Here is a 14086-nt window from a genome sequence, read left to right as displayed (position 1 = left end):
CCCGCCATACCTGGTGTGCCTTGCAACATGGCATCCAATGGTTTTATAACCACTTCTTCCTGACCAATTAACGAATCCACTACAAAGCCGACTTGCTGAGTACCAATTTGCACTATCACCGCATGGCCCTGCTCACGACGCAGTTGTTTGTTAGAGCCTTTAACCAGCCAATGCTCGAGGTAAAACAAGGGAATAGCTTTGTTGCGAACCACTACGGTCAGCTGACCATCCACAATATTGGTTTTAGCTAAATCCAGATGGAAAATCTCGTTAACGCCCGCCAGCGGTAAAGCAAAGGTTTGCTTGCCTACCATCACCATCAGGGTTGGTAAGATAGCCAGAGTCAATGGCACTTTAATTTCAAGTAAGGTGCCCTCGCCAAGGCGAGAGTGAATATGCACTGAGCCATTTAACTGATTAATCTTGGTTTTAACCACATCCATGCCGACGCCCCGGCCGGAAATATCAGAAATTTGCTCTTTGGTGGAAAAACCGGGTGCAAAAATCAGATTAAAAGCTTCAGTATCTGACATTCTGGCTGCAGCATCGACATCCAGAATACCGCGCTTAATCGCGATGCCTTTTAGTTTCTCCGGATCCATACCGGCGCCGTCATCCTGAATAGTTAGCAAGATATGATCGCCAGCTTGCGTGGCAGCCAATTTGACCAAACCGGTACGGGCTTTACCGGCTTTTTGGCGAACGTCAGGCATTTCAATACCATGGTCCACCGAGTTACGCACCAAATGCACCAAAGGATCGGCCAGTGCTTCCACCAGGTTCTTATCTAAATCGGTTTCTTCACCTTCTAACACCAGGTTGATGTCTTTTTTCAGTGCACGTGCTAAATCACGGACAACCCTTGGGAAGCGGCCAAATACTTTTTTAATGGGTTGCATGCGGGTTTTCATCACAGCACCCTGAATGTCTGCAGTAACCACATCGAGGTTGGCAATGGCCTTGCTCATTTCTTCATTTTGGGTAGAAGTAGATAAGCTCACCAAACGGTTTCGCACTAAAACTAACTCACCGACCATGTTCATGATCTGATCCAGCCGTTTTGTATCAACCCGAACAGTTGTTTCAGCAGCCGGAGGGGGCTCACTGGCTTTGGCTTGAGCAACTGGAGCTGCAACAGCGGCTGGCGCACTGGTGGCCGCCGGCGTGACAGCAGCCGTCACCACTGGCGCCTCTGGTTCAGTATGAGCAACCGGAGTCTCCACCGCCGCAACGGGTGCTTTCCCCTTTCCATGCAGTTGATCTAATAACGCTTCAAATTCATCATCACTAATATCGTTATTTGACGTATCAGCTTTGGCTGGTGAAGACGGCGCAGCGGCTGCAGGTGGAGGCGAAGCAGCAGGCGTCGCAGCCTGAGCCGCTTTATCTGGTATAAAACTACCTTTGCCATGCAACTGGTCAAGAATGGCTTCAAACTCGTCATCTGAAATATCATCACCACTGCCAGGGGTAATAGCGACAGTAGCCACCTGACTTGGAGTGACTTGCGGCGCGGCGCCTTTGCCATGTAGCTCATCAAGCATCCGCTCAAATTCATCTTCAGTGATATCGTCAACGCCACCGCTACTGTCTACAGTAGTAGCAGCAGGAGGCGCAGAAACCGGAGCTACGGTGGCCGGTGCAGCAACAACAGGGGCAGGAGCCGCTGAGGCTCCTGGTGGGGCAGCACCGGTATCCGGCTCACTGTAATGGTGTAAAGCGGCCAATAACTCTGGTGCAGCGGGTGTAAGCGGCTGGCGATTCTGCACTTCGACAAACATGGCATTAACCGCATCGAGCGATTGTAAAATGACATCCATTAACTCTGGTGTCACCCGTCTTTTGCCGGTTCGTAAAATATCAAACACATTTTCTGCACCGTGGCAGGCATCAACCAGTTCGGCTAATGATAAAAAGCCTGCGCCACCTTTAACGGTGTGAAAACCACGGAAAATAGCATTTAGCAGGTTGGCATCATCAGGATTGTTTTCCAGTTCTACCAGTTGCTCTTGTAACAACTCGAGTATCTCACCGGCTTCGACCAGAAAGTCCTGTAAAATGTCCTCATCCATATCAAAGCTCATGCGCGGCTACCTCTGTTAAAAACCTAAACTGGACAGTAAATCGTCTACATCATCCTGACCTGATACAACATCGTCCCGTTCAGCAGCATCAATTATAGGGCCTTCAGCCTCATGCGCAGCTTTAGTCTTGGCTTTCGCTGGCCGGGCTTTTACTTCCTGCGTCAGATTCGACTGACCAAAAGCAGTGAGTAAGCCAATCAGGCTTTCTTCCACTTCGCGCACTAATTCAATGACCCGGCGCAAAATTTGCCCAGTTAAATCCTGATAATCTTGCGCCATCAATACATCCGTCAACAACGCATTGAGCGTTGCAGAATCAAGGCTGGCTTGCTGCAAAAAGCCATCCATACCATGACAGAGCTGTTTAAAATCTGGCAGGCTTAATTGCCGCTGCATTAGTCGTTGCCACTCAGGCTGCAACTTTTGCAATTGCTGCGTCAGCTGATCAGCAATAGGGAGACAGGATTCGACCGCATCCATAGTGCGATTAGCCGCCTGCTCTGTCATATCAATGACATGATTCAGACGTTTTTTGGCATCAGGAATGTCTTCTTCCAAAAGATTATTTAACGCGGGGTCAACCTGAAAATTCTTCAGTGAATCGTGCAATTGCCGGGTCAGTTTGCCTACTTCAGCAAACAGCTCAGAAGAACCAGGAACAATCAGTTGTTGCACCAGTTGGTTCGCAATATCCTGCTCACCCATTTCCAGCAACTGCACCAACTCTTTTGCCTGGTCCAGTGTTATCACAGGGGCCGTAATGTCAGACATGGTTAACTCCTTTGTCAGTTACGGCTTAACCTATACGTTCAAACACTTTTGCTAACTTCTCTTGCAAGGTGGCGGCAGTGAAAGGTTTAACAATATAGCCATTTACACCGGCTTGTGCAGCTGCGATGATCTGCTCTTTTTTCGCTTCAGCTGTAACCATCAAAACTGGGATATGCTTTAGCTTGGCATCAGCACGAATGGCCCTGAGCAAATCGATTCCCTGCATACCCGGCATGTTCCAGTCGGTCACGACAAAATCAAAATCGCCATTTTGCAACATAGGTAAGGCGGTACTGCCATCGTCGGCTTCTGAGACATTGGTAAAGCCCAGATCGCGTAACAGGTTCTTAATGATGCGTCTCATAGTAGAAAAGTCATCTACCACCAGAATTTTCATGTTTTTATCCAAAATCCCCTCCGACGAGATAAAAATACGGTTATCTCAAACCCTGTTATAACCAAGCCTGCATCCGGGCTTTTACCCGCACCAGTGCCTGACTATGTATCTGACTGACCCGGGACTCGCTAACATCCAGCACTGCCCCAATTTCTTTTAAATTTAGTTCTTCATTATAATATAGAGATAATACTAACGCTTCACGTTCTGGCAGGCTACTAATGGTTTTCGCCAACGCGCTATTAAAGGCATCGCTGGCCTGATTATCATAGAGTTCATCCGACTCGCGATCCACTATAGTACTTATCACATCTTCAGATACACCTAAATCATCAATGCCAATAATTCGACCGGAACTGACATCGTTAAGCATATGATGGTACTCATCGATGGATATATCAAGTTTTTCAGCAACTTCAATGTCTTTTACATCTCGGCCAAGTAGGGCTTCAAGTTCAGCAATAGTGTCCGCAATCAAGCGGGCATTGCGATGAACCGAACGTGGTGTCCAGTCGCCACGGCGCATTTCATCAAGCATAGCACCACGAATTCGGATACCGGCAAAGGTTTCAAAACTGGCGCCCTTGCTACCATCAAAGTTTTTTGCTGCCTCCATCAGGCCAATCATACCTGATTGAATCAAATCATCTACCTGCACACTTGCCGGCAGCCTTGCCATCAAATGATAGGCAATGCGTTTTACTAAAGGAGCGTGGCGTTCAACCAGCTGTTGCATCTGGTCGATGGCACCATATGCAGCCAGTTTACTGTTCACAGTACCCCCTGATCAACTCGGCTTTGTACCAACTGCTCCAGAAAAAATTCCAGATGCCCTGATGCACTGACCGGTAAAGGCCATTTTATGGCTTTAAGGGCTAAGCCTTTGAGCGCCATACTGGCCGGTGTTTTCGGATAAGCTTCAATAAAGGCTTTCTGTTTTCGGGCCGCTTTGCGAACATTCTCATCATGCGGCACCGTAGCCACTAACTCCAGGCTGACATCTAAAAATCTATCTGTTACCCGGGTAAGTTTAGCAAAGAGTTCCTGACCTTCATTTAACGAACGTACCATGTTGGCCACGATTTTAAATTTTTCCACACCATGATCGCGACTGAGTATTTTCATCAACGCATAAGCATCGGTGATAGAAGATGGTTCATCACACACCACTACCACTACATCTTGCGAGGCACGGGAAAAACTCAGCACCATATCAGATATACCCGCAGCGGTATCCACCAGCAGGATATCGAGGGGAGTGGTTAATTCACTGAACGCACGTATCAGGCCAGCATGCTCTGCCGGCGCTAATTCAGTCATATTTTGTGAGCCAGAGGTTGCTGGAATAATTTTAATACCGAAGGGACCATCAATAAGAATGTCGTCAAGGCTAGCTTCGCCTGATAACACATGGGATAAATTTTTATCGACTCTAAGCCCCAGCATCACATCACAGTTTGCCAGGCCTAAATCTGCGTCCAGTACCATCACCCGTTTGCCCAGTTGGGCTAACGCCATAGCCAGATTTAATGTGACATTGGTTTTACCCACGCCACCCTTTCCACCTGTGATTGAAATTACTTTTACCATCTGCTTGTTCATCGTTCTCAGGCCATGGGCTTGATCATCATTCTGGTCAATTCTATGCATAGGCTGCTTCTACTCCGGACTCCTGATCAGTATACCACTGATGTCCGTTACTGCTTTGGGATAAGCGCAAAGTTTCTGCCTGTTGTACCAGTTCAGCGGCATTAGCAATAGCGATATCTTCCGGTACCCGCTGGCCGTTGGTCAGATAACTGACAGCTAAGGCGTTTTGGATAGCGACATTGATCGCTTCTCCCAAGCTTAAGCATTCATCAAGTTTAGTGAAAATACAACCTGCCAGCGGAATACGTTTAAAATGGCTGACGGTCTCTTGCATCACACGCGCTTGTGCTGTAGCAGACAATACCAGATAACTTTTTATTTTGACACGTGAATTATGCATTAAGGAGGCAAGTTTTTCAGTCAAACGAACATCGCGTTGGCTCATACCTGCGGTGTCAATCAATACCAGCTTGCGTTGTTGCAACTGATTCAATAACAAGGTCAGCTCATCAGCATCTTTGGCCTGCTTCACCGGACAGCCGATAATACGGCCAAAAGTAGCCAATTGCTCAAAAGCGCCAATCCGATAACTGTCGGTGGTAATTAACGCCACTTGATCAGCGCCATGGCGTTTAGCAAAATTAGCGGCTAATTTTGCTACTGTGGTAGTTTTACCAACACCCGTAGGACCGACCAGCGCGACAACGCCACCGCGACGTAAAATATCATCATTACTGGTGGTGATTTGACCGCTTAATAACTCCAGTGCCGTTTCCCAGGCGTCCGAAGCATTAATATCATCCGGTAAAAAACACGCCAATTGATCAGAGACCTGTGCTGATAACCCTAATTGCTGTAAGTGCTCAATAACCAGCGCACGGATCGGTTCACGCCGCGCTAAGTCTTGCCACATCAAGCCCGATACCTGATGCGTTAATAATTGTCGCATCGACAACATTTCGTCGCGCATCTGATTAAACTGTTGCTGCATCAGTTCCGATTGTTGCTGTTGCTGTTTACTCAGCTGTATTAGCTGCTCCGGCGCTACGCCAGAAGATTGACGCTCAAAAGCGGCAGCGGGTTTTACTTGCGCTGTGACTTGCACCATTGGCTGAGGTTGAATACCAGTGTTTTCGCGGCCTTGTTGTTTAATCATTTGCCGGGCCAACAGCTCGCGCAATGAGTCTGCCGGGGCATTTTCACTGTCCTGAACCGTTGCTGATTGCCGCTCAGCGCGCAGCGATGACCGCGGTGCTTCGCGAAGCTCTGGTCGTATTTGCCCATGCGTCTCTACCCTGGCTGGCGCTGCCTTAGCGACAGCAGCGGGTCTCGACGCCATTGGCGCCTGACTTTCCGGGTCAATCGCTGCCACAATCTCTACCCCTTCCGGCACTTTTTTATTTGACAAAATAATGGCGTCCGGCCCCAGAAACTCTTTTACTTCACTCAGGGCGCTGCGCATATCTTTAGCGACAAAGCGTTTGATTTTCATGAGTTAACTCCTAGTTAGACTGACCAATGACGCTGATAATGCGAATTTGTTTATCATCCGGGATCTCCTGATAAGATAACACCCGTAATCCTGGTATGGTGTACTTCACAAATCGTGCCATAACTGAGCGTAGAATCCCTGAAGTGAGCAATACTGCACTGTCACCACTTAATTCCTGGTTTTGATGGGCTTCTTGTAAAGATTGCTGGATGCGATCTGCTAAGCCCGGTTCAATGCCAGCGCCATCATTACCAGCCGCTTGCATTGATTGATGCAACATTTGTTCAAGTTCGGGAGCGAAGGTAATCACCGGAATTTCTGCTTTAGAGCCCACCACTTCCTGCACGATTAAACGGCGCAGTGCGATGCGGCAAGCGGCGGTTAACACATCCACATCCTGGCTTTTCACCGCATATTCCACTAGCGTTTGCACTATGCTACGCATGTCACGAATCGGCACACCTTCATGCAGCAGGTTTTGCAATACTTTCACCACTGTGGTTAGCGGCAGCAAATCGGGCACCAGCCCCTCAACCAGTTTGGGTGAATGTTTAGCCAGCATATCCAGCAGATTTTGTACTTCTTCATGCCCAAGCAAACTGGCAGCATTATTGGTTAAAATCTGACTTAGATGCGTCGCTACTACCGTCGCCGCATCCACTACGGTGTAACCCAGGGTTTGTGCATGCTCACGTTGATCTTTAGTGATCCACACCGCATCAAGGCCAAAAGCCGGATCTTTAGTGACCAAGCCTTTTAAGGTGCCAAATACCTGCCCCGGATTAATCGCCAACTCATTGTCATGCCTGAGCTCGCTTTCACCATTGGTGACGCCCATTAAGGCCACGCGGTAACTGTTGGGTTCTAGATCCAGATTATCGCGGATGTGCACCGGCGGGATTAAAAACCCCAATTCCTGTGATAATTTCTTACGCACCCCTTTAATCCGGTTCAACAACTCTCCGCCCTGGGCTTTATCTACCAGAGGTATTAACCGGTAGCCGACTTCCAGACCAATAATATCGACGCCCTGTACATCGTCCCAGCCAATTTCTTTTACTACCGGCGCCTCGGTTAACTGCGGCTCACGCAGGCCGCCTTTCACCAGCTCTGTTACAGGTTGGCTGATTTTTCGCTGCAGATAATACGCCGTACCCCCAATCAGCAAGCCTAACGAAATAAAGGCAAAATGCGGCATACCCGGCACTATACCCATGAGCAACAACACACCGGCGGCAATATAAAGTACCTGGGTGTTATCACCCAGTTGCGCCGCCATTTGCTGGCCTAAATCCTGTGATTTATTTTGTCGGGTAACAATAATAGCAGTACCGATAGACAGCAGCAGTGCCGGAATCTGTGCCACTAAGCCATCACCAATGGTCAGTAAGGTATAGATTTCCATAGCTTGACCAAAGCTCAGACCATGTTGGATCATGCCTATAAACAAGCCGCCCAACAGGTTAATCACTAAAATAACGATACCGGCGATCGCATCGCCTTTGACAAACTTACTGGCACCGTCCATCGAGCCATAAAAGTCGGCTTCGCTGGTCACTTCATCGCGCCGGATCCGGGCTTCTTCCTGGGTAATCAGGCCAGAGTTTAAATCGGCGTCAATCGCCATTTGTTTGCCTGGCATCGCGTCCAGCGTAAAACGGGCGGTCACTTCAGCGATACGACCTGCACCTTTGGTCACCACCACAAAGTTAATGATGATCAGAATTAAAAACACGACTATACCGACAGCGTAGTTGCCGCCAATGACCACAGAGCCGAAGGCTTCAATCACTTTGCCTGCCGCATCACCGCCATTATGGCCTTCCAGCAACACCACACGGGTACTGGCCACATTAAGCGCAAGCCGCATTATAGTGGCCACTAACAATACGCTTGGAAAGATCCCAAAATCCAGTGGCCGCAGCGTATATACCGTTACCAATAACACCACTAACGCCAGTGCAATATTGAATGAAAACAAGGTATCGAGCAGAATTGGCGGCAGCGGTAGCACTATCATTGCCAGCGCAGCCAGAATTAACAGCGGAGTACCCACTCCTTTTAAAAACTGAAGTTTGGATTTATCGAACTTAGTAAAATACTGTGCTAACTGCATGGCTTACCTGACAAAAAGATGACGCTGCAACGCCCGGATACATAGGTTTTGCAATAACTGTTCCAGTTAGCCGGTTAGTGGCGCATCTCATCAGGAATAGGCAGGTTTTTAGACAGGTTTCTGGGCCGGTTACCTTTACCACGCTGGTACATTTTCAGCTGGTAAACATAGGCCAGTACCTGAGCAACCGCAGCAAACAGCTGCTCCGGGATTGGGTGATCAATCTTGGTGGTGTAATAAATTGAGCGGGCCAACGCCGGAGACTCTAACACCGGAATTTTATGCTCATTGCCAATACGGCGAATGATCATCGCCACTTCATCTACCCCTTTGGCCAGCACTACTGGCGCACGGAATTTTCCCTGATCATATTTTAGTGCCACCGCATAGTGGGTTGGGTTAGTGACTATTACATCGGCCTTTGGCACTTCCTGCATCATTCGTTTCATCGACATCTGCATCTGAGTGCGGCGAATGCGGGCTTTTATCTCCGGGCTACCTTCACTATTTTTGTGCTCGTCTTTCACTTCCTGTAACGACATCTTCAATTGCCGGGTATGGTTCCATTTTTGATAAGGCGCATCTACCAGCGCAATGATCGAGACGCTGCTACATAAGCCTAAAAATAGCCAGGCTAAAATATATAATGCTGATTCGATATTATTCGGCTCACTCATCAGTGACAGCGCCATAATATCCATAAAAAACAGTTTTAATAATAAATAAGCGACGGTAGCCACTACTGCAACTTTTAAAATACCTTTGCCCAGTTCAACCAGCGCCTGTAAACCAAACATGCGTTTTAAGCCCTGTAATGGGTCCATTTTACTGGCCTTGGGGCCGGCAGCTTCCCAGCTGAAGTTAAAACCACCGAGCAAACAGTTTCCGACAAACGCAGCAATCAGGATTAACACAAAAATACCGGCCAAAGGGGGAGCCACCATGCGGATAGACTCGCCCATAGCATTAAACATCGAGTTGGTTTCAAACATGTCTTTCTGATCAAGCTGCATCAAGCGCTGGCCAACAGTCAGCATCGAGGTTGCCAGCATCTTGCCAAATATTAATAAAGCGGCGGCACTGCTGATCAGAACAAAAGCAGTACCCAAATCTTTAGAACGGGCAATCTGGCCTTTTCTAGCCGAGTCTTCCAGTTTTTTCGCTGTGGGCTGTTCGGTCTTTTCTGCACCGGTATCTTCTGCCATCAAAGACCTCCGTCAGCAGCCAATAAGCCGGCAGCTGTAATCTATCGCATGCTGCCATTGCTTATCGTAATGAAACAAAAAGGTATCCAGTGTCAGCCACAAGATCAGCAAACCACCCAGCATGGTCACCGGAAAACCAATTGAGAAAATATTCAGCTGTGGTGCGGCCCGGGTCATAATGCCAAATGACAAGTTAATCACCAGCATTGCAATAATAGGTGCTAGTGCTATAGCCAGCGCAGTAGCAAACATCCAGCCACCAAATTCGATAATGGTCCAATAACTGCTGACATCCCACCATTGGCCATTAATAGGCAGGGTGGTAAAACTAAATACCAACATTTGGATCATGATCAGATGGCCATTAAACACAAAAAATAACAAGGTAGCCAAAATCAGATAGAACTGACCGATGGCTGGCACACTAACCCCACTGGCTGGATCGGCCATAGACGCAAATGCGAGGCCGGTTTGCGTCGCCAGCAACTGGCCAGCTAATACAAAGGTGGTAATAAACATCAGCGAAATAAAGCCCATGGCAAAGCCTATCATCACCTGTAGCATCACTTCTAACACCATGGCAAAAGAAAACAAGTCAGGCTTAGCCACCGGTGGGATCACCGGCATAATTAATAAAGTCAGCACCGCCACCAGGGCCATTTTGATTCTGACCGGCACGGTACGGGCGCCCAAGCCAGCCATAATCATTAACATGCCACTGATGCGACACATCGGCAGCAGGTAGTCTGCTAACGCCTGCATGATAGTGGCCAGCATGATCTCCATCAGCCGACCACCGACGGAATGCTGTAATAAAGATCATGGGTATAATCCATAATAACCCTGACCAGCCAGTGCCCACCAAAGGTTAGTGCCAATAAAGTGACAATTAACCGCGGTAAAAAGCTCAGTGTTTGCTCGTTAATTGAGGTAGCGGCCTGAAAAATAGCAACGATAAGGCCGACGAACAACGAAGGCAAAATAATGGCACTAACCAGCAGAATGACGATAAACAGTGCATCACGCAGCACATCGACAAAGACCTCGGGGCTCATGTGCCCACCCCGTAGCTGGTGGCAAGAGTTCCCATCACCAGGATCCAGCCATCCACCAGCACAAACATCATGAGTTTAAAGGGCAGTGAAATAATCATCGGCGAGAGCATCATCATACCCATCGCCATCAGTACGCTGGCCACTACCAAATCGATAATCAAAAAAGGAATAAACAACATAAAACCAATCTGAAAAGCCGTTTTCAGTTCGCTGGTAATAAACGCCGGGATCACCACCGTCATCGGGTAATCCTGGGGCTCTACCGCCACCTCAAGACCAGCAATTTGCGCAAAGGTGTCAAGATCCCTAACCCGGGTCTGGTGCAGCATAAAGCCTTTTAACGGCACGATTGCCGCTTCCAACGCCTGCACCGCATTAAGCTCTTCGGCAAGATAAGGCTGAATCGCCTCATCATTGATGGTATTAAGCACCGGCGCCATAATAAAAAAAGTTAAAAACAGCGTGATGCCTATTAACACCTGATTCGATGGGGTTTGCTGTAAACCTATGGCCTGACGCAGTATAGCCAGTACCACTATGATGCGGGTAAAGCTGGTCATCATAATAATGATAGCGGGTATAAAGCTTAGCGCCGTCATCAACGCCAGCACTTGTAAGGTCACACTATATTGCTGAGAGCCATCGGCATTGGTTGTTACCGTGACAGCAGATAACATGCCATTATCGGCCAGCGCCATCGGGCTGGCCAGTAACAGCAGCAACAAAATACAGAGTCGGAACATAGAAACAGCTACTTTTTAAGTAAGGACTGCAACTGTGTATGAAAGTCTGATGCCAACTTTTCTTCAGGGAGTGGATTTTCTAGTTCAAACAGCATATTGATACTGTGTGCAGTGACACCTATTACCCGCTGTTTGCCTTGCATTTCAATAACTAACAAGCGTTCTTTCGCCCCAAGAGGCAGGCTGCAAATAACTTTAATTTGCCGGCTGCCGGGCAAGCGCAATGTCAATTTTTTGAATAACCAGCCAAGCACAAACACCAGTGTCACCACCAGTGCCAGAGAAATGACGATTTTACTCAGTGCCATGCCTGAACCGGGACGCTCAGAGGGTGGCGCAGTAAAACTTCGTCTCTCGGCAGTTTTCACTGTCGATTCAGTGGCTACTTGTTCAGTTTCTTTAGTGGCCTCAACTGCTGGCTCAGCAGCAGTTGCAGGCACTTTATCCGGCGACGCTGTATTGGCCATAACAGGGCAACAGCAAAGCACAGCCAGGCACATTAACGTGGTTAACAACCTTAAAAAAGAGGATTCGCGCATTAGCGTAACTTCTTAATCCGTTCAATCTGACTAATCACATCGGTCAGGCGAATACCAAATTTATCATTAACCACCACCACTTCGCCATGAGCAATCAGGGTTCCATTGACCAGAACATCCAGAGGTTCACCAGCTACCCGTTCAAGTTCTACTACCGAGCCCTGATTAAGCTGCAACAAATTACGAATACTGATTTTGGCGCGGCCAACTTCCATCGAAATCGTGACCGGAATATCTAAAATGGTATCGAGCTTGCGTTTTTCATCCTTGGTAATGGAAGACTTTTCATCATGTAACTCTTCCAAATCGACGGCTTGCGCACCATCCTCAGCTTCCGCCATCGCGGCGGCCCATTCATCCATCGTATCTTTATCGTCTGCCATAGTGGTTACCTTTTGCCCCGCTCAGTTAAGTTTAAATCGGCCTCAAGTTCAGAAATGTCAGCATCGCTATCCAGGCGGCGTCCACCTTTGGTAAACACATGCAATTCTGATTTCACGGATTCAGGCCGCTTAATTTTTTCAGTAATTTTCAGTGCCACACTGTCTCTGGAGCGGCCCAGTTTAGCCCGGTATGTCGGTAAATCTTCAATTAATACCGTAATATGCTCTGGGATCTCTACCGGAATAATATCGCCGGCTTTTAACTCCATTACCTGGCGTAAGCTCAAATCAACATCTAACATCTTGGTGGACAAATCCACCTTAACATCCATTATTTCGTCGCGCAGCGCCTTGCTCCAGCGTAAATCGGTATCTTCTTTATCGCTTTGCACACCGGCATCCAGCAACTCACGTATGGGCTCCAGCATTGAATAAGGCAGTGCCACATGGAAATCTCCGCCGCCGCCATCCAGTTCAATATGAAATGAACTAATCACCACCACTTCAGTGGGACTAACGATATTTGCCATCGCCGGATTCACTTCTGAATCCAGGTATTCAAAAGACACATCCATCACCGGTGCCCAGGCTTCTTTATAATCTTCAAAGATTAACTTCAGCAGCATCTGAATAATCCGCCGCTCCGTCGGCGTAAACTCGCGCCCTTCAATTTTGGCATGGTAACGGCCATCGCCACCAAAAAAGTTATCGACCAGAATAAATACCAACCGCGCTTCCATGGTAATCAGACCAGTACCTTTTAACGGCCTGAACCGCACCATGTTTAAACTGGTTGGTACAAACAAGGTATGCACATATTCGCCAAATTTAATCATTTGCACGCCGTTGATCGATACTTCAGCCGTACGACGCATCATATTAAATAAACTGATGCGCATATGCCTGGCAAAACGTTCGTTAACCATCTCCAGCGTCGGCATGCGACCACGCACAATACGGTCTTGCGACGAAAAATCGTATTCCAGCGTCGAGCGCCCGGCTCGATCGGGGCTATCGTCTATTTCTTCTTCTTCAACGTCATCAACACCATGTAACAGGGCATCAATTTCGTCTTGCGACAATAAATCGGTCACGGCTGCTCACTCTTATTGCATAACAAAACCGGTGAATAACACTTCTTCCACCACCACCGTACCCACCACATCAATCATGGCTTCCTGTAAATCACTCAGTGCTTTATTTTTAAGAGACTCTTTGCCCATTGTGGTGACCAAATCATCAGCATTAGCACTGCTAAAGGTTTTTAATAAGGTCCCTTCAATTAAAGGGATATGACGCTGCGCCAGAGTTTCATTGTTGGGCCCGCGTACTAATAGCTGCACCCTGATTTGTACCAGTCTGTCACGATTGGCACCCACCACATTAAACACAAAAGGCCTGGGCATTTGTACATAAAGGGCTTCACCCGCCGGGCCTGCCGGCCGCACTGGCGTACCATCTTCGCTATAAGCAACAGCGCCTTCAGTATTGCTGGTGTCCTCCGAACCCATCATATAAAAAATGACAAAAGCTCCCACCAACAGCAATAACACCCCTGCCGCTATTCCGACTAGTAAAGGCCACTTTTTTTTGCTGTTATCGACTATTTCTAAATCTTTTGCGGCTGCCATGCTGCTGTCCCGTTTTTACAAAATAGTTGAAAATCACCGGTGTATTATGCTCATCTGTGTCTGGCAATGTAAATCGAAAA

The 14086-nt window shown here is 47.9% G+C and carries 15 protein-coding genes; all 15 read right to left on the bottom strand.

Features of this window, described 5'->3' with window-relative positions:
• Nucleotides 1-2084: chemotaxis protein CheA (locus V7D78_RS07520; RefSeq protein WP_333607825.1), on the bottom strand; the 2084-nt coding region annotated here is incomplete at its 3' end.
• Between the two features lie 15 nt (nt 2085-2099).
• The gene (locus V7D78_RS07515) at nt 2100-2855 is read right to left on the bottom strand and encodes a protein phosphatase CheZ (protein ID WP_333607824.1); all 756 of its coding nucleotides are present in this window, start codon (nt 2853-2855) and stop codon (nt 2100-2102) included.
• Nucleotides 2856-2880: 25 nt separating this feature from the next.
• Nucleotides 2881-3252 carry a chemotaxis response regulator CheY gene (cheY, locus tag V7D78_RS07510; RefSeq protein ID WP_206109480.1) on the bottom strand — a complete coding sequence of 124 codons (372 nt, stop codon included), beginning with the start codon at nt 3250-3252 and terminating at the stop codon, nt 2881-2883.
• Nucleotides 3253-3307: 55 nt separating this feature from the next.
• Complete coding sequence (locus tag V7D78_RS07505) at nt 3308-3988, bottom strand: RNA polymerase sigma factor FliA (RefSeq protein WP_333607846.1); 681 nt, start codon at nt 3986-3988, stop codon at nt 3308-3310.
• 35 nt (nt 3989-4023) lie between these two features.
• Nucleotides 4024-4902: a MinD/ParA family protein gene (locus tag V7D78_RS07500; protein WP_442886514.1), complete on the bottom strand. Its 879-nt coding sequence runs from the start codon at nt 4900-4902 to the stop codon at nt 4024-4026.
• Complete coding sequence (flhF, locus tag V7D78_RS07495; protein WP_333607823.1) at nt 4895-6334, bottom strand: flagellar biosynthesis protein FlhF; 1440 nt, start codon at nt 6332-6334, stop codon at nt 4895-4897. The genes V7D78_RS07500 and flhF overlap by 8 nt, the downstream gene beginning before the upstream one ends.
• 10 nt (nt 6335-6344) lie before the next feature.
• A complete protein-coding gene (gene flhA, locus V7D78_RS07490) occupies nt 6345-8450 on the bottom strand; it encodes a flagellar biosynthesis protein FlhA (RefSeq protein ID WP_333607822.1) in 2106 nt (701 codons plus the stop codon).
• A gap of 74 nt (nt 8451-8524) precedes the next feature.
• Entirely contained in the window at nt 8525-9655 is a 1131-nt protein-coding gene (gene flhB / locus V7D78_RS07485; protein ID WP_333607821.1) for a flagellar biosynthesis protein FlhB, read from the bottom strand.
• 12 nt (nt 9656-9667) lie between these two features.
• Nucleotides 9668-10432, bottom strand: a complete 765-nt coding sequence (fliR, locus tag V7D78_RS07480; protein WP_333607820.1) for a flagellar biosynthetic protein FliR — start codon at nt 10430-10432, stop codon at nt 9668-9670.
• 8 nt (nt 10433-10440) lie between these two features.
• The gene (gene fliQ, locus V7D78_RS07475; protein ID WP_333607819.1) at nt 10441-10710 is read right to left on the bottom strand and encodes a flagellar biosynthesis protein FliQ; all 270 of its coding nucleotides are present in this window, start codon (nt 10708-10710) and stop codon (nt 10441-10443) included.
• Nucleotides 10707-11453 (bottom strand): flagellar type III secretion system pore protein FliP, encoded by a 747-nt coding sequence (gene fliP, locus V7D78_RS07470; protein ID WP_333607818.1) that lies wholly within the window; start codon nt 11451-11453, stop codon nt 10707-10709. Before fliP ends, fliQ begins: the two co-directional genes overlap by 4 nt.
• An 8-nt stretch (nt 11454-11461) precedes the next feature.
• A complete protein-coding gene (gene fliO / locus V7D78_RS07465; protein WP_333607817.1) occupies nt 11462-11920 on the bottom strand; it encodes a flagellar biosynthetic protein FliO in 459 nt (152 codons plus the stop codon).
• 71 nt (nt 11921-11991) lie between these two features.
• A complete protein-coding gene (gene fliN, locus V7D78_RS07460; RefSeq protein WP_333607816.1) occupies nt 11992-12375 on the bottom strand; it encodes a flagellar motor switch protein FliN in 384 nt (127 codons plus the stop codon).
• A gap of 5 nt (nt 12376-12380) precedes the next feature.
• Nucleotides 12381-13469 carry a flagellar motor switch protein FliM gene (gene fliM, locus V7D78_RS07455; RefSeq protein WP_333607815.1) on the bottom strand — a complete coding sequence of 363 codons (1089 nt, stop codon included), beginning with the start codon at nt 13467-13469 and terminating at the stop codon, nt 12381-12383.
• Between the two features lie 12 nt (nt 13470-13481).
• Nucleotides 13482-14006 carry a flagellar basal body-associated protein FliL gene (fliL, locus tag V7D78_RS07450; RefSeq protein WP_333607814.1) on the bottom strand — a complete coding sequence of 175 codons (525 nt, stop codon included), beginning with the start codon at nt 14004-14006 and terminating at the stop codon, nt 13482-13484.
• Nucleotides 14007-14086: the final 80 nt, after the last annotated feature.

Origin of the sequence: Arsukibacterium sp. (assembly GCF_036735525.1) — a bacterium.
Classification (GTDB): Bacteria; Pseudomonadota; Gammaproteobacteria; order Enterobacterales; family Alteromonadaceae; genus Alishewanella.
The sequence above is the reverse complement of the archived record's forward strand: the minus strand, read 5'-3'. Positions and strand labels throughout refer to the sequence as shown.

Excerpts from the sequence above, each read along its gene's own strand:
- V7D78_RS07515 (WP_333607824.1), bottom strand. The coding sequence starts at position 2,855 with ATGTCTGACATTACGGCCCCTGTGATAACACTGGACCAGGCAAAAGAG.
- V7D78_RS07505 (WP_333607846.1), bottom strand. The coding sequence starts at position 3,988 with ATGCAACAGCTGGTTGAACGCCACGCTCCTTTAGTAAAACGCATTGCC.
- V7D78_RS07500 (WP_442886514.1), bottom strand. The coding sequence starts at position 4,902 with ATGCATAGAATTGACCAGAATGATGATCAAGCCCATGGCCTGAGAACG.
- fliO (WP_333607817.1), bottom strand. The coding sequence starts at position 11,920 with ATGGCCAATACAGCGTCGCCGGATAAAGTGCCTGCAACTGCTGCTGAG.
- flhA (WP_333607822.1), bottom strand. The coding sequence starts at position 8,450 with ATGCAGTTAGCACAGTATTTTACTAAGTTCGATAAATCCAAACTTCAG.
- fliL (WP_333607814.1), bottom strand. The coding sequence starts at position 14,006 with ATGGCAGCCGCAAAAGATTTAGAAATAGTCGATAACAGCAAAAAAAAG.
- fliN (WP_333607816.1), bottom strand. The coding sequence starts at position 12,375 with ATGGCAGACGATAAAGATACGATGGATGAATGGGCCGCCGCGATGGCG.
- fliP (WP_333607818.1), bottom strand. The coding sequence starts at position 11,453 with ATGTTCCGACTCTGTATTTTGTTGCTGCTGTTACTGGCCAGCCCGATG.
- flhB (WP_333607821.1), bottom strand. The coding sequence starts at position 9,655 with ATGGCAGAAGATACCGGTGCAGAAAAGACCGAACAGCCCACAGCGAAA.
- flhF (WP_333607823.1), bottom strand. The coding sequence starts at position 6,334 with ATGAAAATCAAACGCTTTGTCGCTAAAGATATGCGCAGCGCCCTGAGT.
- fliR (WP_333607820.1), bottom strand. The coding sequence starts at position 10,432 with ATGCTGGCCACTATCATGCAGGCGTTAGCAGACTACCTGCTGCCGATG.
- fliQ (WP_333607819.1), bottom strand. The coding sequence starts at position 10,710 with ATGAGCCCCGAGGTCTTTGTCGATGTGCTGCGTGATGCACTGTTTATC.
- cheY (WP_206109480.1), bottom strand. The coding sequence starts at position 3,252 with ATGAAAATTCTGGTGGTAGATGACTTTTCTACTATGAGACGCATCATT.